Annotated in this window: 18 protein-coding genes; 7 read left to right on the forward strand and 11 right to left on the reverse strand. The window is 68.3% G+C overall.

The window, feature by feature from the left end:
* Nucleotides 1-155 precede the first annotated feature (155 nt).
* The gene (gene serS / locus ACO6D6_RS08225) at nucleotides 156-1,427 is read right to left on the reverse strand and encodes a serine--tRNA ligase (protein ID WP_484784777.1); all 1,272 of its coding nucleotides are present in this window, start codon (nucleotides 1,425-1,427) and stop codon (nucleotides 156-158) included.
* On the opposite strand from serS, the gene ACO6D6_RS08230 reads away from it, so the two are divergent.
* The 3 genes from ACO6D6_RS08230 (at nucleotide 1,426) to ACO6D6_RS08240 (ending at nucleotide 2,223) form a co-directional block, all read left to right on the forward strand.
* Nucleotides 1,426-1,551 carry a hypothetical protein gene (locus ACO6D6_RS08230; protein WP_484784778.1) on the forward strand — a complete coding sequence of 42 codons (126 nt, stop codon included), beginning with the start codon at nucleotides 1,426-1,428 and terminating at the stop codon, nucleotides 1,549-1,551. The two genes, serS and ACO6D6_RS08230, sit on opposite strands and share 2 nt — an antisense overlap.
* Nucleotides 1,552-1,604: 53 nt before the next feature.
* Nucleotides 1,605-1,847: a type II toxin-antitoxin system VapB family antitoxin gene (locus ACO6D6_RS08235; RefSeq protein ID WP_484784779.1), complete on the forward strand. Its 243-nt coding sequence runs from the start codon at nucleotides 1,605-1,607 to the stop codon at nucleotides 1,845-1,847.
* 91 nt (nucleotides 1,848-1,938) lie between these two features.
* Nucleotides 1,939-2,223 (forward strand): type II toxin-antitoxin system VapC family toxin, encoded by a 285-nt coding sequence (locus tag ACO6D6_RS08240; RefSeq protein WP_484784780.1) that lies wholly within the window; start codon nucleotides 1,939-1,941, stop codon nucleotides 2,221-2,223.
* A 12-nt stretch (nucleotides 2,224-2,235) separates the two neighbouring features.
* Here the strand turns inward: ACO6D6_RS08240 and ACO6D6_RS08245 are convergent, their stop codons facing one another.
* On the reverse strand, nucleotides 2,236-3,759 hold the full coding sequence (locus ACO6D6_RS08245; protein WP_484784781.1) for a xylulokinase: 1,524 nt from the start codon (nucleotides 3,757-3,759) through the stop codon (nucleotides 2,236-2,238).
* A 45-nt stretch (nucleotides 3,760-3,804) separates the two neighbouring features.
* Nucleotides 3,805-4,830 carry an NAD(P)H-dependent glycerol-3-phosphate dehydrogenase gene (locus ACO6D6_RS08250; RefSeq protein WP_484784782.1) on the reverse strand — a complete coding sequence of 342 codons (1,026 nt, stop codon included), beginning with the start codon at nucleotides 4,828-4,830 and terminating at the stop codon, nucleotides 3,805-3,807.
* A 114-nt stretch (nucleotides 4,831-4,944) separates the two neighbouring features.
* On the opposite strand from ACO6D6_RS08250, the gene ACO6D6_RS08255 reads away from it, so the two are divergent.
* Nucleotides 4,945-5,733 carry a DeoR/GlpR family DNA-binding transcription regulator gene (locus ACO6D6_RS08255; protein WP_484784783.1) on the forward strand — a complete coding sequence of 263 codons (789 nt, stop codon included), beginning with the start codon at nucleotides 4,945-4,947 and terminating at the stop codon, nucleotides 5,731-5,733.
* Nucleotides 5,734-5,899: 166 nt separating this feature from the next.
* Nucleotides 5,900-6,634: a sulfite exporter TauE/SafE family protein gene (locus tag ACO6D6_RS08260; protein ID WP_484784784.1), complete on the forward strand. Its 735-nt coding sequence runs from the start codon at nucleotides 5,900-5,902 to the stop codon at nucleotides 6,632-6,634.
* Between the two features lie 43 nt (nucleotides 6,635-6,677).
* Here ACO6D6_RS08260 and ACO6D6_RS08265 read toward each other — a convergent pair whose 3' ends face one another.
* Together ACO6D6_RS08265 and ACO6D6_RS08270 are read right to left on the reverse strand one after the other, a co-directional pair.
* Nucleotides 6,678-7,811 carry a zinc-binding dehydrogenase gene (locus ACO6D6_RS08265; protein ID WP_484784785.1) on the reverse strand — a complete coding sequence of 378 codons (1,134 nt, stop codon included), beginning with the start codon at nucleotides 7,809-7,811 and terminating at the stop codon, nucleotides 6,678-6,680.
* 360 nt (nucleotides 7,812-8,171) lie between these two features.
* Nucleotides 8,172-9,359, reverse strand: a complete 1,188-nt coding sequence (locus ACO6D6_RS08270) for a Gfo/Idh/MocA family protein (RefSeq protein WP_484784786.1) — start codon at nucleotides 9,357-9,359, stop codon at nucleotides 8,172-8,174.
* Between the two features lie 212 nt (nucleotides 9,360-9,571).
* On the opposite strand from ACO6D6_RS08270, the gene ACO6D6_RS08275 reads away from it, so the two are divergent.
* Together ACO6D6_RS08275 and ACO6D6_RS08280 are read left to right on the forward strand one after the other, a co-directional pair.
* The gene (locus tag ACO6D6_RS08275; RefSeq protein WP_484784787.1) at nucleotides 9,572-10,351 is read left to right on the forward strand and encodes a helix-turn-helix domain-containing protein; all 780 of its coding nucleotides are present in this window, start codon (nucleotides 9,572-9,574) and stop codon (nucleotides 10,349-10,351) included.
* Nucleotides 10,344-11,546: a HipA domain-containing protein gene (locus ACO6D6_RS08280; RefSeq protein WP_484784788.1), complete on the forward strand. Its 1,203-nt coding sequence runs from the start codon at nucleotides 10,344-10,346 to the stop codon at nucleotides 11,544-11,546. Before ACO6D6_RS08275 ends, ACO6D6_RS08280 begins: the two co-directional genes overlap by 8 nt.
* A gap of 112 nt (nucleotides 11,547-11,658) precedes the next feature.
* On the opposite strand, the gene ACO6D6_RS08285 is transcribed toward ACO6D6_RS08280, so the two are convergent.
* From ACO6D6_RS08285 to ACO6D6_RS08310, 6 genes are read right to left on the reverse strand one after another with little or no spacing between them, the layout of a single operon-like run.
* Entirely contained in the window at nucleotides 11,659-12,081 is a 423-nt protein-coding gene (locus ACO6D6_RS08285; protein ID WP_484784789.1) for a hypothetical protein, read from the reverse strand.
* Entirely contained in the window at nucleotides 12,074-13,330 is a 1,257-nt protein-coding gene (locus ACO6D6_RS08290) for an RAMP superfamily CRISPR-associated protein (protein WP_484784790.1), read from the reverse strand. Before ACO6D6_RS08290 ends, ACO6D6_RS08285 begins: the two co-directional genes overlap by 8 nt.
* Nucleotides 13,330-14,607, reverse strand: a complete 1,278-nt coding sequence (locus tag ACO6D6_RS08295; protein ID WP_484784791.1) for a hypothetical protein — start codon at nucleotides 14,605-14,607, stop codon at nucleotides 13,330-13,332. Before ACO6D6_RS08295 ends, ACO6D6_RS08290 begins: the two co-directional genes overlap by 1 nt.
* On the reverse strand, nucleotides 14,604-15,164 hold the full coding sequence (locus tag ACO6D6_RS08300; RefSeq protein ID WP_484784792.1) for an RAMP superfamily CRISPR-associated protein: 561 nt from the start codon (nucleotides 15,162-15,164) through the stop codon (nucleotides 14,604-14,606). The genes ACO6D6_RS08295 and ACO6D6_RS08300 overlap by 4 nt, the downstream gene beginning before the upstream one ends.
* Nucleotides 15,161-16,573, reverse strand: coding sequence for a Cas10/Cmr2 second palm domain-containing protein (locus tag ACO6D6_RS08305; RefSeq protein WP_484784793.1), 1,413 nt, complete (start codon nucleotides 16,571-16,573; stop codon nucleotides 15,161-15,163). Before ACO6D6_RS08305 ends, ACO6D6_RS08300 begins: the two co-directional genes overlap by 4 nt.
* Nucleotides 16,570-18,501 carry a TIGR03986 family type III CRISPR-associated RAMP protein gene (locus tag ACO6D6_RS08310; protein ID WP_484784794.1) on the reverse strand — a complete coding sequence of 644 codons (1,932 nt, stop codon included), beginning with the start codon at nucleotides 18,499-18,501 and terminating at the stop codon, nucleotides 16,570-16,572. The genes ACO6D6_RS08305 and ACO6D6_RS08310 overlap by 4 nt, the downstream gene beginning before the upstream one ends.
* Nucleotides 18,502-18,537 lie beyond the last annotated feature (36 nt).

Consider the following 18,537-nt stretch of genomic DNA (forward strand, 5'->3'; position numbering starts at 1 on the left):
CGGAGCACTCCGGACAGCGTCGCGGGTCTCGGTGGATGTCAGGTCGATGACCGGGCGTGCGAAGGGGACATGAGATCCGCTTCTCGTCATCGCGCGGAGTGGGCCAACCAACGTCAGCACTACCCCGCGACGCCGACGGCCGCTGGGCTCACCTGTCAGTGCGCACGCGGCACACCCAGCGTGTCGGTTCCGAGGTACTGGACCAGCGCCTCGGGTACCCGGACGGTACCGTCCGCCTGGTAGCCATTCTCGAGAAGCGCAGCCCACACCCGCGGCGTCGCCAACGCGGACCCGTTGAGCGTGTGCACCGGCACCGTTTTCCTGGTCGCATCCCTCACCCGGATGTTGCTGCGCCGCGCCTGGAAATCGGAGAAATTGCCGACCGAGGAAGCCTCGAGCCACCGCCCGACCCCGGGGCTGTGAACCTCGAGGTCGTGGATGCGCGCCGAGGAGAAGGTCAGGTCGCCCGTGGCGAGGTCGACGACGCGATAGGGCAACCCGAGACCTCGAAGGCTCGTTTCTGCGTCGTGCAACAAGCCCGCGAACTCAGCCGCCACCTGATCGGCCCGGCAGTAGATCATGAATTCGACCTTGTGGAACTCGTGCAGCCGTTGCATCCCCCGGGTGTCCTTTCCGGCTGCACCGGCCTCCCTGCGGAAACAGACCGTGTAGGTCGTGTAGTGGAACGGCAAGGAGTCGGCGTCGAGGATCTCACCGCGGTGCATCGCCGTCAGCGGCACCTCGCCCGTGGGGATCAGCCAACGGTCATCTGTCGTGGCGTAGGCGTCGTCCGCGAACTTGGGAAGGTGTCCGGTGCCCACCATCGTGTCGCGAAGCATCATGTGCGGCACGACGAACTCGGTGTATTTGTCCCGATGGAGGTTGAGCGCGTACTGCGGAAGAGCCCGCAGCAGGCGCGCACCGTCACCGCGAAGAATGGCGAACCCGGACCCGCTCATCCGCGCGGCCCTCTCGGGCTCCCACCATCCCTGGGCCTCCGCGATCTCCCAGTGCGGCGGAACCTCATCCGCACGCGGGGTTCCCTCGTGCCGCAGGATGACGTTGTCGCTCTCATCGAGTCCCACCGGTGCTGCAGGATCAGGCAGGTTCGGCAGCACGAGCGCGAGCCGGGTGTAGGCGTCATCCGCGTCTCGTGCCCGCTGTTCGGCGTCGCGGATCGAGGATTTCAGTTCTGACAACTGTCCCCGAAGCGTCTCCGCCTGCGAATCGTGAGCTTTCATGGCTTCGCCCACCACTTTGCTGTGCCGATTCAATTCCGCACGCAATTCGTCGAGCTTCTGCCGTACCGATCGCCGTTCGAGGAGCGCATCACGGGCCGCGATCACGGACTCGCGCGCGGTGCCCTTCGTTTCGAGGGCGGACGCGACAGCGTCGGTGCGGTTGAGAAGGAGATCGGGGTCAATCATGCCCTTTATTTTTGCACGCGCTGGTTCGCGACGAGACTCACAGCTCGACAAGATCGATGCCCTCTTCCAGGGCCACTACTCCCGTTTCACGAACCAGCCGGTCGCCACCTTCAACCCGACCTGACCCACCAGCTGTTCACCAACCTCCACACGTTGGCGACCTTTTAAACTTGTTTCATGAGGCCACTCATCATCGACGATCCCCGCGTGCGGGCCATGGTCGACCATCTCGCGAAACAACGCGGCGTCACGGCCACGGAGGTGGTCCGGGACGCGGTCGAGCAGCAGCTCACCAAGGATGAACAACGACGACTCGACCGGCTGGCCGCCATCGAGAAACTCCAGGCCGAAGCCGCACCGTACCGGCATCTTTTCCTGACAGACGACGACATCTACGACGAGAACGGACTACCGAAGTGATAGTCGACACATCTGTAGGTGTCGCAATCCTCAAAGAGGAGCCCGAGCGGAGACCTTCAAGAGAATTCTCGCCACAACGGACAACATCAGGATGTCGGCTGCTTCTGTGTTGGAACTCGCGATCGTGCTCAGAGAACGCCCGGGGCTTGCTGAGAAGTTCATCACCAGAACTGGCATCGAGGTGCTCGACATCAATGCCGAGCACTTGTACGAGGCCATCCGCGCCCACAAGCGATTCGGCCGCGGATCGGGTTCGCCGGCGAAACTCAACTTCGGCGACTGCTTCAGCTACGCAGCTGCAAAGGTGACGGGCGAGCCGCTGCTCTTCAAGGGCAACGACTTCACCCACACCGACATCCCGGGTGGCGTTTCCTGAGCGACCGGGGGTTCAGCTCGCTTTTTCGCGCAGTTCCGCGATGACGGGGAACACCTTGCGCAGCGCCGGGTACAGGGCCGCGTGGGCCTTCGCGGCCTTCTTGTAGAGCTTCTTCAGGTGGGGTTGCGGGGCGACGGTGTGCGATACCCGGCTCATCCTCGCCGCCGTTTCCTTCACGTCCGTGACCCCGCCCGCCCCGACGGCGGCCGCCCCCAGGATCGCGGCCCCGAGGCAGGTGGTCTCCGTCTCGGCGCACACGTCGATGGGGCGTTGCAGCGCGTCGGCGAGGATCTGGTTGAACAGCGGCGATTTCGTCCCGCCGCCCATCACCACGAGACGCTCCACCGGCGTTCCCGTCGCCTTCTCCACCCGTTTCAGCGACACCCGTTCCTCCAGGGCCAGGCCCTCCAGCAGCGCCCGGTACAGCTCCGGGACGCCGTGGGTGTCGGAGAAACCGACGAAGGATCCGCGCGCGTTAGCGTCCCAGTAGGGGGTTTCCGCGCTGGTCAGGTAGGGCAGGAACTGCACCCCGCGCGCACCGGCGGGAACCCCGGCGGCGAGTTCCTCCAGGCGCGGCTCGATCGGCCCGTCGGCGGGATCCATCCCCGAGAGCCGGTCCCGGAACCACGCGATGCACAGCCCGCCGGAACTGAGCAGCGCCTCCAGAGTGTAGCTGCCCGCGATGGGACTCGACAGGGTGCGGAAGGCCCGCGAGTACAGGTACTGCTCCGAGTGGATTCCCATGGTCATGGAGGTGCCGAGGCTGAGATAGGCCCGCGACGCCGTGGTGACGTTGGCGCCCAGCCCGGCGGACTGGCCGTCCCCCGCTCCAGCGACGACGGGCAGGTCGCGCGGCAGGCCCAGCGAGTCGGCCACGTCGTCGGTGACGGTGGCCATGACGCTGCCGGGCGGCCGCAGCTCGGCCATCTGGTCGAGGCCGAGACCGGCCAGGGCCAGCAGCTCCTCGGAGTACTCGAAGGAGCTCATGTCCAGCACCGCCATCGGGTCGGCGGTGGCCCAGCTGGTCACCCACTTCCCGGTCAGTTCGTGGGTGAGGTAGGCGTGCACCTCCACCACCCGCCGGGCCGCGCGCATCGCCTGTGGTTCGTGTTCGGCCAGCCAGATCAGCTTGTAGAGACTGGGGGTCGTGGACGGGGGTTTCCCGGACAGCGCATGAACCTGGTCGTTGCCGAACCGCGCGATCTGGTCGGCGGCGCGAGTGTCCAGCCACAGCACGGCGGGCCGGATCGGGGCGTCGTGCTCGTCGAGCAGCACGAAGGACTCCCGCTGGTGGGTCATGCACAGCGACAGGATCTCCCGCCCGCTGCCCTCCAGTTTCCCGGTGACCTCCCGGATGGCCTCGGCCGCGGCCCGCCACCAGTCGGTGGCGTCCTGTTCCTGCCAGCCGGGCCTGGGGGTGTTGCGGAGGTAGTCGCGGCGGGCCTCGGCGACGGCGTGCCCGTCCAGGTCGAAGGCGATGGCCTTGGTCGCGGTGGTGGAGGAGTCGAGGGCGAGTATGACGGGGGAATCGGACATGTGGCACCTGCCTGGGTCGGGGGGTCTCGAAGGGAGGTCGAGGTCTCAGAGGGAAAGTGCGGCTTCCTTGATTTCGTCGGCGGTCCGCCCCTGGTGCACGACGGCGTGGACGGCAACCAGCAGCGGAAGGTCGTCGACCAGCCGCGGGTGACGCTGCTGGACGAATCGCAGGGCGAACTCGACGGCGGGCACGCCCTCCACGGTCTGCTCGGCGGCGGTCATCTCGGCGAGGGCCTCGTCGGCACGCTCGCCGCCACCGATCCGCATCCCGTACACCTTGTTGCGCCCGGACAGGCCGGTGACCTCCAGGTCGCCCGCGCCCGCCAGCCCGAGGGCGGTCCACGGGTCGGCCCCCTCGGCGTCGAGGAGCAGCCGCAGCTCCGCCAGGGCCCGCGCGAAGGCGGCGGCCTTGAGGTCATGGAAGGGCTGATCGCCCAGCTCGCTCATCCCGTCCGCGATTCCGAGGGCGATGGCGTAGACGTTCTTGAGGGCCGCGCACAGTTCGACGCCGTCGCGGTCGGTGGTGTGGGCGACCCGGTACTGGCGGGTGGTGGCCATCCGGGCCCAGCGCTCGGGGGCCTCGGCGGCGAAGATCGGGGCGGTGGGGTGGCGGGAGGCCACCTCGTTGGCCTTGCAGGGGCCGCCTATCGCGACGATCGGCGGGACGCGGGTCTTCTCCTGCGCGAGCACCTCCTCCATCACCTGCGGCAGCAGCTGGACGTGTCCCGACCCGTCGGGGGCGAATCCCTTGGACGTGAGCCAGACGGCACGCACGTCCGTGAGGAAGGGCGCTGCCAGGCGGGTGATGTCCACCACGCCGGGCGAGGAGACGGCAAGCACGACGACGTCGGCGCCGGCCATGGCGACGTCGATGTCGGAGGAGAAGTAGGAGGTGACCTCGGGCGGCACCACCACCCCGGTGCGGGGGTGCGGATCCCCGACCCGGACGGCGGCGACGAGGTGGTCGTCCAGGTGGGTGCCCCACAGCCTGACCCGGTGTCCGGCATCGATCAGTGGAGTGGCGATGGCCGATCCCATGGCCCCTGCGCCGAGAATCGTGATGGTGCTCATCAGAACCCCTTTGTGTGATTCACAACCATATATGTGTGGATGCTATCACGAATTATGTGACCCGGACCATGGTTTCCGCGACTCCTGCGGTACCGTGAGGCGAGGGAGGAAGCCATGGCAACCACGCGCCGAGGACGCGGCAGCGCCGCCGGCCAGCGGCAGCGGCAGCGCGCCATCCAGGAGTTCGTAAGCGCGGCCGGGAGCCGCACCGTCGAGGAGATCGCCCGCTTCGCGTCGGTGTCCACCATGACCGTCTACCGCGACCTCGGGGAGCTGGAGCGCCTGGGGTTGCTGCGACGGGTCAAGGGGGTGGTCACGGCCGCCGCCTCGAACCTGCAGGAGGCCTCGTCACGCCACCGGGTGGGCCAGGACATCGACGTCAAGCAGCGGCTCGGCGAGGCGGCCCTGGAATTCGTCGAGACGGGGTCGGCGATCATGCTCGACGACTCGTCGACGGGCCTGCCCCTGGCCCGGCTGCTGTCGCGCCGCACCCCGCTGACGGTGATCACCAACTACCAGCCCGTCGCCCGCGAACTGGAGGACAACCCCGGCATCCGGCTGTTGATGACCGGCGGCGAGTACCTGGCCTGGGCGGATGCCCTGTTCGGCCCCATGACCGTGCGCGCCATCCAGCAGATGCGGGCCGATGCGGTGTTCATGTCGGCCTCGGCCATCACCGACGGCGCCGCTTACCACCCCACGGAGGAGGCCGCCGAGGTGAAACGCGCCATGTTGGCCTCGTCGTCGCTGCGGGTGCTCTACGTCGACCACAGCAAGTTCGATCGCCGGGCCCTCCACCGGGTGGCCCCGCTGACCGACTACGACGTGCTCATCCTGGACCGGGGCACCCCGGAGGACCGTCTGGCTTCCCTTCCCGACGGGGTCAGGGTGGTCCGGGTCTGATTCGCTCCAAACCCGGCGACCGGGGACCGGGTCATCCCCTGAAACACCCGGTTTTGCAGCACTCAACTCCCCAAATCACACCTGGAGCGGTCCTAACCGGCTTGAGTGCTGCAAAACCGGGTTCAGCCGCCACCCTTCACCGCACGAAGGTGTCTAGGCTGGCCCGGTGATCGAGTTGACGGCACTGACCTGGGGGGTGTTGATCACCGGGGCGTTGCTCGTCGGGGTCGCGAAGACCGCACTCCCCGGGCTCGCGACCTTCGTGGCCGCGATGTTCGCCGCCGTGCTGCCCGCCCGCGAGTCGACGGCGGTGCTGCTGGTGCTGTTGATGACCGGCGACCTCGTCGCGATCTGGGTCTACCGCAGGGACGCCGATTTCAGGACCCTGCTGCGCCTGGCGCCCCCGGTGATCGTCGGCCTGGTAGTGGGGGCTACGTTCCTGGCCTGGGCCGACAACACCACCATGCGACGAACCATCGGCGTCATCCTGCTGGCGTTGACGGCCCTGACCCTGTGGAGCATGCGGCGCGGCCTCGACGACGCCGCGCAGGGTTTGCCGGCGCGGATCGGCTACGGCACCCTCGGGGGTTTCACGACGATGGCCGCGAACGCCGGCGGCCCCGTCATGACGCTGTACTTCCTGGCGGCCCGTTTCGACATGATCCGTTTCCTCGGCACCCAGGCGTGGTTCTTCTTCCTCATCAACGTGGCGAAGTTGCCGTTCTCGCTCGGTCTCGGGCTGCTGGGCGGCGAGATGCTGGTGCCGCTGCTGGTCCTGGCGCCCGTCGTGCTGCTGGGCACCTGGCTGGGTCGCGTGGTGATCCGCCGCATCGACGAGACGTGGTTCACTCGCGTCATCATCGCGCTGACCATCGTCTCGTCGCTGTACCTGCTGCACTGAGTGCACCGAGCCGCGGATCACCCGTAACCCGCGCGACCACTCGTCACAGCGACATGTCGACCACCGCCCTGCCGGTGATCTGGCCGTCGTGGAGCTGCTGGTAGCCGGCGGCGACCTCATCGAGCCCGTAGCGACGGCTCACGATGTGCCGGTAGTCGATGACGCCGGAGGCGGCCATCCGCACCACCTCCGGCAGGTCGCGGCGGGTCCTGGCCCCGTAGGAACCGATGATCGACTGCGACCTGCGCACCGTGCGGTTGATCTCCACCTCCGCCTTCTGCACCCCGGCCCCCAGCCCGATCGGCACCATCCGGCCGCCGTCGCGCAGCACGTCGAGGGCGGTGAGCCACGTCTGCGGCCGCCCCAGCACCTCGAAGGCGACGTCGACGCCCCGGCCGCCCGTCAGCTCCATCACGGCCTCGCGGGCGTTCACCTTCGCCGAGTTCACCGTGTCGGTGGCGCCCAGTTCGACCGCGGCCGCCAGTTTGTCGTCGGCGACGTCGATCGCGACGATCCGGCGGGCCCCGAACGCCTTGGCGATCTGGATCACGTTCGACCCGACACCGCCGGTGGCGACCACGGCGACGGTCTCGCCGTAGCGCAGGTCGGCGCCGCGCCGCACCGCGCCGTAGGCGGTCATGGCCGCGCAACCCAGGATCGCCCCCGCGACGGGTTCGACGCCGTTGGGCAGCTTCGCGACGGAGGTCGAGGGGATGACGCAGTACTCGGCCAGCCCTCCCATCGAGTACATCCAGATGGGGTTGCCGTCGAGGTCGAACAGGCGGGTGGTGTCGTCGTAGAGGCGACCCTTGAGCCGGTTGAGGGAGAAGAACGGTTCGCACAGGTCGTCGCGACCGGCGGCGCAGGGTTCGCACTGTCCGCAGGGCATCAGGAAGCCCCCGGCCACCCGGTCGCCGACGGTCAGCCCGGAGTGTTCGTTGTGGGGCCCGATCTCCACCACCTCACCCGCCACCTCGTGGCCCAGGACGCAGGGGGTGGGGAAGGCGATTGCCCCGCTGATGACGTGCAGGTCGGAGTGACACATTCCGCAGGCGGAGACCCTGACCAGCACCTCGCCGGTCCTGGGTCGCGGGGTGCGGATGGTTTCCACCTTCATGCCGTCGGCGACGTCTCGCAGGACGGCAGCTCTCATCGTCTCGGGGATGGTTGGGGTCATTGGGATCACAGCTCCTTCGCTACTTCCCGACTGGGGTTCGAAAGATGCTACGCCCGCCAACAAGAAACGTCTAGACAAATCAGGGTTTTGTTCGCTCTGAACGCATGAGATGCACCCCTGCCCAACCAAACCGCACCAAGAGCCCCATCCCACCCAGATCTCGCCCAATCACCCCACCCAAATCTCGCCCACTCGCGCCTCCCACTCCGCCCAAACCGAAACGCCAGTCTTGTGGACGAACGCCTGCGCTGTAGCGCTGGCGGACGACGACAAGACTGGCGTTTCCGGCGGGAAGGCTGGCGGACGACGACAGGACCAGCGACTCGCGGGGCGAGTGGTCGTCACACGACGAGCCGGCCGTCATGACCCCCAGGTGGTGCGGCCCGTCACCTCCGGGACGTCGTGCCAGCGGCCGTCGGCGGCCGATGCGACGGCGGCCTCGTCGATCTCGGCGGCCGCCCAGCCGTCGGCCACGGATGGGGCGAGCTGCTTGCCGGTCAGCACCGACTCGATGAACTGCGCCGCCTCGACGGTTTTCATGTCGTCGAAGCCCATGGAGGTGCCCGCCCCGGGCTGGAAGATGCTGAACGCCGGGAAGTCGGGGCCGGCCATCACGCGCGTGTAGCCCTGGAACTCCTGGTCGCGGCCCGCGCAGACGAGCAGGTCGTTGAGGTGCTCGAAGTTCCACCGAAGCGACCCATTGGTCCCGTAGACCTCGACGACGTACTCGGCTCGCGGCCCCACCGCCACCCGGCTGGCCTCCATGGTCGCGACGGCCCCGCCCTCGAGGCGTGCAAGCACCGCGACCCAGTCCTCGTTCTCGACGGGGCCGAGCTCGTCGGAGACCTCCCAGCCGGAGTGTCCGATACCGGCCTTGGTGGGGATGGGGCGTTCGGGGATGAACTGCGCCGACGTCGCGGTCACGGACTCGATGCGCCCGGCGAGGTACTGCACCAGGTCGGCGCCGTGGCTGAGGAGGTCGCCGATGACCCCGGAGCCGCCCTTGTCGCGGCTGTGACGCCAGGTCAGCGGCCCCTCGGGCGAGCTGCCGTAGTCGGCGATCAGCCAGCAGCGCACGTTGGTGACGCGCCCGATCCGGCCGTCGCGGATGAGCTGCCGGGCGCGTTCGATGGCGGGCGTGTGGCGGTAGTTGAAACCGACGGCGGTGATCAGCCCGGCCGCCTCGGCCGCCTCGGCGATCTGGCGCGACTGCGCCGCCGAGACCCCCATGGGTTTCTCGATCCAGAACGGTTTCCCGGCGGCGACGGCGGCCAGGGCGATCTCGTGGTGGAGGAAGTTCGGGGAGCAGATGCTCACCACGTCGACCTCGGGATCGGCCAGCAACTCGTGGTAGTCGGCGTAGGCCCGCTCGAACCCGAGGGCCGCGACGGCCTCGTCGCGGGCCGCCGCCACGGGGTCGCAGGCGGCGACGAGACGCACCTCGGCCCCCAGCCCCTGATAGCGCTCCGCCAGGGCGCGGTAGCTGCGCGCGTGCAGCCTGCCCATCCACCCGAGGCTGATGACCCCCACACCGATCCGCTTGCTCATGTTGTTCTCCCGACATCCGGGGGCCGGCCCCTACGGCGACCCACATGTCCGAACATATCAAGGGTCTCCTGTTGCGGATCCCTTGCCAAATCCAAACCCTGGCCACAGCAGGAAGCCACCCGCCCCCGTTCGTTCCCGTGCCGACCGGGCGAGGACGAACGACCACCACGTGGATGTATGCGTACGCCGACATCGCCGGTAGGATGGATGGCGTGACCTCCACGATCGACGACGCCGACGCCCTGGCCCGCATCGTGCGTGCCACCCGCACGCGGCGCCGGCTCACCCAGGCCCAGCTCGCCGAGGCGGCCGGGGTGAGCAGGTTGTTCGTCATCGAGATCGAAAAGGGTCACCCCAGGGCGGAGATCGGCAAGGTGCTCACCCTGCTGGGCGCGCTGGGGCTGAGTACCCAAGTCATCACACCGCGAACCCGGTCCCTGGACGAGGCCGAGGTCGACGCGCTGCTCACCAGCCTGCTCGACCACGGATTGGAGCAGGTGGCGGCCGAACACCGGCCGGCCGTGACCGCGGCGCTGCGTCGGATGCTGAACAGCGACCAGCCGGGCGTGGTGGCCCAGCACCTCATCCGCGGCAGCCGTCCCGAACGATTCGGACAGCACTGGGACCACAAGCCGACCCTGCTGCGTGCCTTCGCCCGCGGGGGCCGGGTGGCCGACGAACACGCCCGCGACCGCCTGCGCCATCTGGGATCCGCCACCAGCCTGACCCGCCCTCAGGTCGCCCGCCGGCTTCGCGACATGATGGAGATCCTCGACCTGGATGCGGCGGCCCTGGCCGAGGAGGCAGAGCGACTGCGCGTGGCGGATCATGATGACCTGTTCGACCAACCAGATACACGCAACCGGATCACACCCGCCAGTGTGAACCGGGTACTGGAGGGCGCGGCGCCCCTGCGGCCGGGACAGCTGGCCTTCATCCTCAGAGCCGCACACATGGACGTGGGCCGGGTGCAAGGAGGTGGGGATGCCTGAGGTCCTGGAGTGTTGGCTGCACGGCGATCACGTCGGACGCTTCGAAAGGCAGACCGGTCGCGCTGCCCGGTTGGTCTACGACGCCGACGCCACCCGGGTCGTCTCGCTGTCATTGCCGATCAACGCTCCGGCCCCGGACGGCGCGGCCGAACACTACCTGCGTGGCCTGCTGCCCGAGGATCCGGTGGCGCTGCGCGACATGATGAGGGCCTCGGGCGCCACCAGCACCGACACCTTCGAGTTGTTGCGCCAGGTCGGCGGTGACGTCGCCGGGGCCGTGCAGCTCACCGCACCAAGCAGCGAGCCCAGAAGCGATCCGGACCACGAACCGTTGATCGCCTCCCCGACCGATATCGGAGCACGGATCGCCGGAATCAAGGCCAGGCCCACGGCCTCGGCCTTCGCCGGCGACTGGCCCCTGCGGTTCTCGCTGGCCGGCGTCCAGGCCAAGTTCGCCCTGGCCCGCATCGGCGGCAGCTGGTACCGGCCCGACGCGCAAACCCCGTCCACCCACATCGTCAAACCCGGTGCCGCCCGGAACAAACACATCGAGGCACTCGAGGCCCGGGCAATGGACCTGGTCCGACGGGCCGGGTTCGCAGTCCCGCGAGCCCGCGTTGCGCACTTCGAAGACCAGAGCGCCTATGTGGTCGAGCGTTTCGACCGCGAGCTCATGCCCTCAGGGTTCAGCCGCCGCCTCCACATCGAGGACCTGCAACAGGCCCTGGGCCGTGCCCCCGAGGGTAAGTACCTCACGAGCCCCGCCGACGCCATCGCCCTGCTGCGCCGCCACGACTCGGAACTGGCCTACTGTTTCGTCGAGCAACTGGCCATCAACACCGCCATCGGAAACGCTGATGCCCACGCCAAGAACTACAGCATCATGCTTGAAAACGAACCCCGCTTGTCGCCTTTGTACGACCTGGTTCCGCTGGGGGCCTACCCTCAGTACAGCCAACTGCTGACCATGCCGATCGGGTCGCGGCGACACACCGGCAACATCACCTTGAAGGACTGGAACGCTCTGGCCGTCGACTGCGACCTGGAGCCGGACCACGTGGTGAGCATCGTCAGCGATGTAAACCAGCGACTGTCCTCCCAGCTCGAACCGGCCTTCGGAGAGTTTGCCGCCCAGTACTCAAACCTGGGCAAGGCCGTGAGGCAGATGCAGCGCTACATGGCGAGGAACATCTGAGCCGCACCAACCCGGCGGACGGGGTGCCGTCATCGAGATCGTCGACCGGCCCCTCCTGCCGGGCGGCACTCAACCGCTCGGCGGTGCAGGAGGGGCAGGCCATGACGTCACCTCATCGCCTCATCGCCTCAGGGCAGTCGAACAGGTCCACGCGCGCCGGGGCCGTCACCCGCAGGATGCGCGCCGGCAGGCCGTGCCAGTTCGCGTTGCCGTCGTCGCTGCGGAAGAACCGCTTGTCGCGGTGCAGCGACGGCAGGGTTCCCTCCCCGGGCGAGCCGAGCACATCGACGGTGGCCGGCTTCCAGTCGTCGCCGGGCGTGACCTCGGCGCGGCGCAGCCACAGGCCGGCGCACCGGTCGGTCTCCTCCCGCCACGCCGCCCAGTCGTTCCCGCCCCAGGCCCAGACGTGGCCGGTCGGGATGACGTGTTCGGGCGGTTCGGGCGCGAAATGCCAGCCGGTGTGATCGGCCCAGGCGTAGGCGGTGAACTCCCCTTCCGGGCGTGCCGTGAGGGGGCGCGCAAACCAGTCAGCCATTGTCGGTGTCCTTCCGCTTGAGGGAGCCGAAACCGCGGGTCGTGCCGCCGCCGATTCCGATGATCTGCTCGTCGAGGTCACGGGCGACGGCCTCGAGGAGGTCGCGTTCCTCGTCGGTGAGCGGCTGCAGCTCGTGGATGCGCAGGCTCAGGGTGGAGCCGGGCGGCAGGTACTGCACCGAGTACAGCGACCCGTGCGATGCCTCCGCCGTCATCTGCGAGTTCATCAGGCTGCCACCGGAGATGCGGTCGATCGCGACCTGCGTCAGGCACGGCAGCCCCTTCGGTTCGGGGGTGGTGCCGTCGGGCAGCTGCACCGGCGACGACTCGAACCGCAGGATCCCGCGCGTCCCGCCGTCGAGGGATTCCCCCTCCGTCCGCGCCGACCCGAACAGCCGCTCGTCGATCCCCTTCACCTCCCGGCCGGTGACCTTCAGGATGTGTGCGATGCGGTGCCGGAAAATGCCGCGCCACGAGTCGGCGGGCATCTCGGTCCTGGTGCGCAGCACGTTGTTCTTGTCCGGAACCGCGTTCTCCAGAGGTTGACCGTCGCCGATGTGCAGCGGATCGACCGCCTCGAAGCGGTACTCGATCGAGGGCTTCGGCGACGGGGATTCGCCCTGCCGCGTCTCCCAGCCGGTCAGTTCGGCATCGGGTGCGAGGCAGGCGCGTCGCTCCTGGAGCCACCAGGTCAGGCCGGCGGGATCGCGGCGGTCGATGGTGCGGTGATGGATGGCGTGGAGGGTGCCCCAGCCCTGGTTCGATGTCCGTCGCCGACCGACGACCGGCCGCCACGTGGCCGCCAGGTCCAGGAAGACGCCCAGCGTGGCGGTCTCGGCGTCGTCGCGGTCCCACAGCAGCCACCACTGCACCCGCGTGCCGCCGGGAATCACCTCGCGGGTGAACAGGTGGCCCCCTTTGGCGGCGCGCCGGTGGCCGTCGATGGCGACTCCCGTGACCTCTTCGGGCGCCTTCGCCTCGACGACGTTCGCGCCCAGGACCCGAAGCTGCGACGGCGACGTCTCCCCGCTCTTCTCGGCCCCCAGATAGCGGGAGGCCGCCTCGCCGAGGTGGTCGCGCAGCCCGCCGACGAGGGAGGTCGCCGGCAGGTACACCGACCCGTCGGGTCGGCGTTGGATGGGCGCCTGGACCGCGTCTTCGCCTGTGCTCCCGGAGCGCGTGAACGCGCCGATCGCCCAGGGGGTGTCGATGGTGAGGTCGAACCGCATCAAGGTCGCGTAGCGGGGCATCACTTCCTCCTCCCTTTCTTGTTCCTGCTCTTCTTTTTGCTGCCCGACCGCAACAACTCGGCCAGTTGCCCCAGCTGCCGCGGCTCCAGGGCCAGGAGCTCCCGGAGCTTGTCGTGGAACTGGGGCGGGGCTTTGGCGAGCACCAGGTCGAGGTTACGCTGGGTCTTTTCCTCAGACACCTCGCTGGTGTCCGAGAGGTTGATGCAGGCCACGCACAGCGCCCCCTTGACGTCGCTCCATCGTTTGTGTTTCCGCAGCTCGGCGCTCTCCTGGTCCCACCACTCGGCCGTGACTTCAAAGGGGGGCCGGTTGGTCGGCTCCCAGCCGGTGAGCGCAAGCTGGCCGTAGCCGTCGATGCGGCGCCAGCCGATGCCGCGCCGCAGCCGCAGCCAGCCGTCGGCGGTCAGGCCGTCGACGACGAAACTGGTTCCTGGCGCGAATGCCCAGCCCGGCACCTTCGGCAGGTTGCTGCGCCCGTGCCAGCCGGTCACCAGTTCGCTGCGCACCCACTCGGGGCGACGGTTGAGAGTCAGGTTCTCGTCGCCGCTGACCCGCTGCAGCTCACGCTCGACGTCTTCGAGGTCCAGGCTCGGCGCACCCCACTCGTCGGTGATGATCGCGGGGCTGGTCAGGTGGATGGCGACGGGGCGGTCGTGCCACGTCAACGGTTTCTCCTCCAGCGGCGCGACGGTGGCGAGGGCGCGGCCCCGGTCCTGGGACCGGCCCTGACCGATCCGGACGGTGGCGTCGTGGAGCCAGGAGAGGTCGGCACTGGTCTCGATCTCGGCGATGTAGCACGTGCCCTTTCCGATGTAGTCGCGGGAGTAGAGCCGCCCGTCCTCGGCGGTTTCTTCGGCGCAGAGCTGCACGCGGCCGCGCCGCACCGGATCGGGCAGGTCCGCCCAGCCGGGCTTGGCTGTCAGCGGGCCCTCGCAGCGCGGGCACACCCCGGCGTCCGGGGTCTCACCCGAGGCGACGAACAGCGCACGGTCGTAGACGACCTCCCCGCATTCGGTCGTGGCGCGGTACTTGCAGGTGACCTCGGAGGTGGTCCGCAGTCCCGCTCCTTCGGGGACGGCCTGGGTGACAAGGAGATCGTCGTCGAACAGAGCAGCGAAGTCGGCGGCGGAATCGAACCTGCGCCACCACAGCGCAGCCAAGGCACCCCGCAGCGTGGCTCCGGGAATCACCCGCTGGGTGGTGGTGTGGAACAACGCCTCATTGCCGATCCCGACGCTGAACGGCGTCTCGAAGCGCAGTGTCAGCTGGTATCTCACGACTCCTCCTTCATGGCCAGCAGAGTGCGACTGTCGTCGTCGGTCCAGGGCTCGGCGTCGAAGATCGTGACCCAGCCGAAACCGCGACGCCGGTTCAGCCCGATGCTCACGACATCGCGGGCCGCGGCCCGCAGCACCAGGACGTGCCGCCTCAGGGGCTCGCCCCGGCCGTCCCAGGCGATGGTGAACTCGCCCCTGGCGGCCCAGCACTGTTGGCCCGAAACGAGGGCGCGTTCCTCGGAGCGGCCGTTCTCGTCAACGCGCACCCGGTTCCACAGCGACGGCTCGACGCCGTGCTTCAGCACCCCGGTTCCGACGCGCTCCACGGCGACGTCGGAGAAGATCCAGTCGCTGCCCTTTTGGGCCGTCCCGAAGACCTCGCCCACGAGGAGGTTCGGTAGGCCGAGCCAGTGCAGCGCATGGGCGCGCAGCAGCCCCTTGACCGCGGAGCTGGGGAACGGGGTTTCCTCGTCGATCGTGTGGTCCAGGCCGTCGAGGGCCTTGCCGGAGCTGATCACGAACGGGGTTAGGAACTCCACTTCGAATTTCAGGCTCATTTCTGGCCCTCCTTGGTTTCCTCGACCACCGGCCACCAGCGGGCGCGGTCCAGGTCGGCGTGGATCTTGTTCTTGTCTCCGCAGCGGGCCTCCAGGTATTCGACGATGTCCCGCTTGGTGCGCCTGGCCCAGGCGACGGCGTCCCGCCCCGCATCGAGTTCCTGCTTCAGGGCACTGCGGGCGCTGGGGCCGAGGCCTCGCAGGACGTGGCCCTCGCGCAGTTCTCGGGAGGCCCGCTCGGTGTCGATGACGTTGCGTTCCAGCGCCTTGTGGTCGGCGGTGGTGTCGGCCCAGGCGATGTACGATTTCTCGCCCTTGCCCGTCTTCTTGGCGATCTTCTCCATCTCCTCGGCCAACTCCCGGGCCCCCGCGAACGGCGCCTTGACGTGGGTGAAGACGATGCCCACGCCGAGGCTGGCCCGCTTCGCAGCCTCCTTGACTTCCTTGAACTTCTGGTTGGTGCCACACACCTCGTCGACGCGGCTTTGGAACTCGGTTTCGAAGGCCTCGGCCAGAGTTACCGCCCACAGCCAGGCGAACCGGCCGGCGACGCTGGCCATGACGTCGTCGCCTCCGATGTAGTGCAGGACATCGGGACAGAATTTGGGGTTCACCATCTTGGCGATGACGGCCTCGCGGGCCCGCTCGGCGGCCTTCCGGGTGGCGTCGTCGAGGGCTTTTGACAAGGCCTTGTGTGCCTGCGGATCCTTCAGCTGGGCGACCTTCTTGAAGAAGTCGCCCATGCGGTTGCCGTCGGCGAGGATCAGCGCAAGGTGGTTGTCGGCGTCGCGGCGACCCATCGCGCGGACGGGGTGGTCGTTTTCTCCCGGCTCTTCGATCTTCGTTAGGTGTTCGAACATCTCCGGCTCCGCAACGCCATCCTCGCGAGGTTTCAGCGTGTCCTTCCACTGCTTGAAGGCCTCCCGCCGCACGACGCAGTCGGAGCCGTAGCTGTCCCTGTCTTCGGGAACGGCCACCAAGACCTCGGCGGATTCCTCGTGGCAGCCGTCGCATTCGGCGAGCATCGGCAGCCGGCGCGCCGACGGCACCCGGTGCCGCACCCGCGTACAGCGCTGCCCACCACCCGTGGCCTGGTAGGCCTCGACGTAACTGTCGGCCTCGTGCACCCAGGCGTTCCACTCCAGCCCGGGAAGGCCCTCGGCGACCACCATCAGGGCCGCGTCGACGACGTCATCGGCTACCGGTTCGTCGGATTCCAGGACGACGACACCGGCGATGTCGGGCACCTCGTCACTCAGGCGAAGTTCCTCGGGGAGTCTGCCGCTGAGATGGTCGCGGGAGGTGCGGGTGGTGAGGGCGTGGGAGGCGCCCTTGGTCAGGGCCAGGCGCGGGGTACGGGCGATCCATTGCTGGATTCGTTTCGCCCCGATCACGACGTAGGTTGTCACTTCGCGCTCCAATCGCTCTGGTCGTCGTCGGTGATCTCCGGCATCGGCCTCCAGGCTCCGGGCTTCCAGCTCACCTTCCGTTTCTCGGATTGAGCAGGGCCGCCGAAGTCCTTGAAGAACTTGAAGGACTCGTCGAACTCCTTGGAGCCGAACTGCTGCCACGCCTCGCAGGTCGGGTAGGTGACCTTCCACCAGTTCTCACCCAGCCCGTCGAGACGGAGCACCTTCCGGGCGCCCTCGTGTACGGCGTCGAGGTCGCCGCAGCGGGCCTTCACCTCCTCGGGATCGATGGCGAACTTCTCCAGCGGGGTCTCCGCTTTGTCGCCGTAACGGGCTGCCACCGTAGTGATCCTCGCGGCGGTGATCTCGGCGGTCACCGACCCCAGGCCGAGCGGTTTGCCGCGCCCGAGGTGCAGGGCGAACTCGCCTTCGCCGAGGAGGCGTCCGGGCTGGAGCGCCGCGAGCAGCGATGCGACGCCGAACCTGTCCAGACCGTCGAACGTGATGCGCTGCCGGAACGTGCCGCCCATGACCAGCTGGGCCTTGGTGCACATGTCGGCGCCGTGATGGCCCCGTTTGAGGTGCCGGCCGGGGACCTCCCCGACGCCCTTATCTCGGCGCAGGTGCTCCAGCTGGCGTTCCGGGTTGGAGTGCCAGTAGAACTTGCGACCCCGCAGCTGACGCTTCTGCGTGCCGTCGCTGTCCCAGCGGCTCCAGCGCTCATCGCGCGAGGCCGGGGCGGCCGCCGGCGACTTGGGTTCGAGGTAGGTCAGGCCGGCACCCAGGTGCGGCTGCCCGAGCGGGGCCAAGGTCACCTCGTCGCCCTGCAGGTCGACGCCGACCGCCGCCCCGAAACGGACGTGCGCGGCGTAGGAGCGCTGGTCGCCCTCGCGGCGACGCTCATCGGTGATGGCCTTGTCGTTGAGGGTGTCGGCCGACCCGAACACCGAACACGACGGGCACAGCAGAAGATTCTCACCGGAACACGGATGGGTCTCCTTCGAGATGCGGCCTCCCAAGCACTCCTCGGACCGCTCGCGCCAGAACTGACTCAGCTTGATGGCGGTGACCTTGCCGTTAAGCACCTTCACCCAGATGACGCTGCCGGGCTCGAGCGCATGCTTGTTGCCGCGCGCCTGCCCAAGCTTCGTCTTCCCGCGGAACACGTCGATCCACCGCTCACCGTCGGGGCGGGCCTCCATCATCGCCCAGCTGAAGTCGTGTTTGGCCTGCGACGAGATGGTCGCGCGCTCCCGGGTCAGCTTTCCCAACGACCAGTACCACTTGGTGCGCACCTTCTTTCCCTTGACCGTGGCCGTCTCGTGACGCGCACCTTCCTTGGTGATCAGCACGACATAGCAGCCGGCCAGGTTCTCGTACCTGCTCGCGTCGGCGGGACGGTCACGGACCTGGAACCGCTCCGCCACCCGCCGCTCCGGCTTCTCCCTCCAATCGTTCTTGGAGTTGACGGCGATGACGTCACCGGTTCGAGCTTTTCCTCCAAGACGTTGGCGCAGCATCTCCGAGTCGACCGACGACCGCTTCTTCTCCTTCTCGCACAGCAGGACCTCGTCGTCATCGAGGACGACGGCCATCCGCCAGTCTTTGAGCGCGTCCATGTTGGGCAGCTGCCGGTAGGTGGGTCGGTAACCCAGGTCGACCTGACGCAGACAGCCGCCGAACAACATCTCGTGGGTGCTGCGGACCGCACCCTTGATGGAGCTGCCGGGGATGCGGACATCGCCACCGATGCCACCCCACTCCTCCGTCGGGATGGCGATCGGCGATTGGATGTGCCACGTAACCTCCAGCGCGCCGACGTAGCGTTCCCGCGCCTCGTCGGGGCCGGGGTCGTGCCCGGGTGGCTGTCCGCGTACCACCTTCCGGGGTAACGACACGAACGTGTAGGGGTTGACGAAATCAGTCACGCGTTTCTCCTTCCACAGATGTTGCTCTGCCGGGGC

The sequence above is a fragment of the Arachnia sp. genome, assembly GCF_057238465.1.

Excerpts from the sequence above, each read along its gene's own strand:
- ACO6D6_RS08230 (WP_484784778.1), top strand. The coding sequence starts at position 1,426 with ATGCCCTTTATTTTTGCACGCGCTGGTTCGCGACGAGACTCACAGCTC.
- serS (WP_484784777.1), bottom strand. The coding sequence starts at position 1,427 with ATGATTGACCCCGATCTCCTTCTCAACCGCACCGACGCTGTCGCGTCC.
- ACO6D6_RS08235 (WP_484784779.1), top strand. The coding sequence starts at position 1,605 with ATGAGGCCACTCATCATCGACGATCCCCGCGTGCGGGCCATGGTCGAC.
- ACO6D6_RS08240 (WP_484784780.1), top strand. The coding sequence starts at position 1,939 with ATGTCGGCTGCTTCTGTGTTGGAACTCGCGATCGTGCTCAGAGAACGC.
- ACO6D6_RS08245 (WP_484784781.1), bottom strand. The coding sequence starts at position 3,759 with ATGTCCGATTCCCCCGTCATACTCGCCCTCGACTCCTCCACCACCGCG.
- ACO6D6_RS08250 (WP_484784782.1), bottom strand. The coding sequence starts at position 4,830 with ATGAGCACCATCACGATTCTCGGCGCAGGGGCCATGGGATCGGCCATC.
- ACO6D6_RS08255 (WP_484784783.1), top strand. The coding sequence starts at position 4,945 with ATGGCAACCACGCGCCGAGGACGCGGCAGCGCCGCCGGCCAGCGGCAG.
- ACO6D6_RS08265 (WP_484784785.1), bottom strand. The coding sequence starts at position 7,811 with ATGACCCCAACCATCCCCGAGACGATGAGAGCTGCCGTCCTGCGAGAC.
- ACO6D6_RS08270 (WP_484784786.1), bottom strand. The coding sequence starts at position 9,359 with ATGAGCAAGCGGATCGGTGTGGGGGTCATCAGCCTCGGGTGGATGGGC.
- ACO6D6_RS08280 (WP_484784788.1), top strand. The coding sequence starts at position 10,344 with ATGCCTGAGGTCCTGGAGTGTTGGCTGCACGGCGATCACGTCGGACGC.
- ACO6D6_RS08285 (WP_484784789.1), bottom strand. The coding sequence starts at position 12,081 with ATGGCTGACTGGTTTGCGCGCCCCCTCACGGCACGCCCGGAAGGGGAG.
- ACO6D6_RS08290 (WP_484784790.1), bottom strand. The coding sequence starts at position 13,330 with ATGCCCCGCTACGCGACCTTGATGCGGTTCGACCTCACCATCGACACC.
- ACO6D6_RS08300 (WP_484784792.1), bottom strand. The coding sequence starts at position 15,164 with ATGAGCCTGAAATTCGAAGTGGAGTTCCTAACCCCGTTCGTGATCAGC.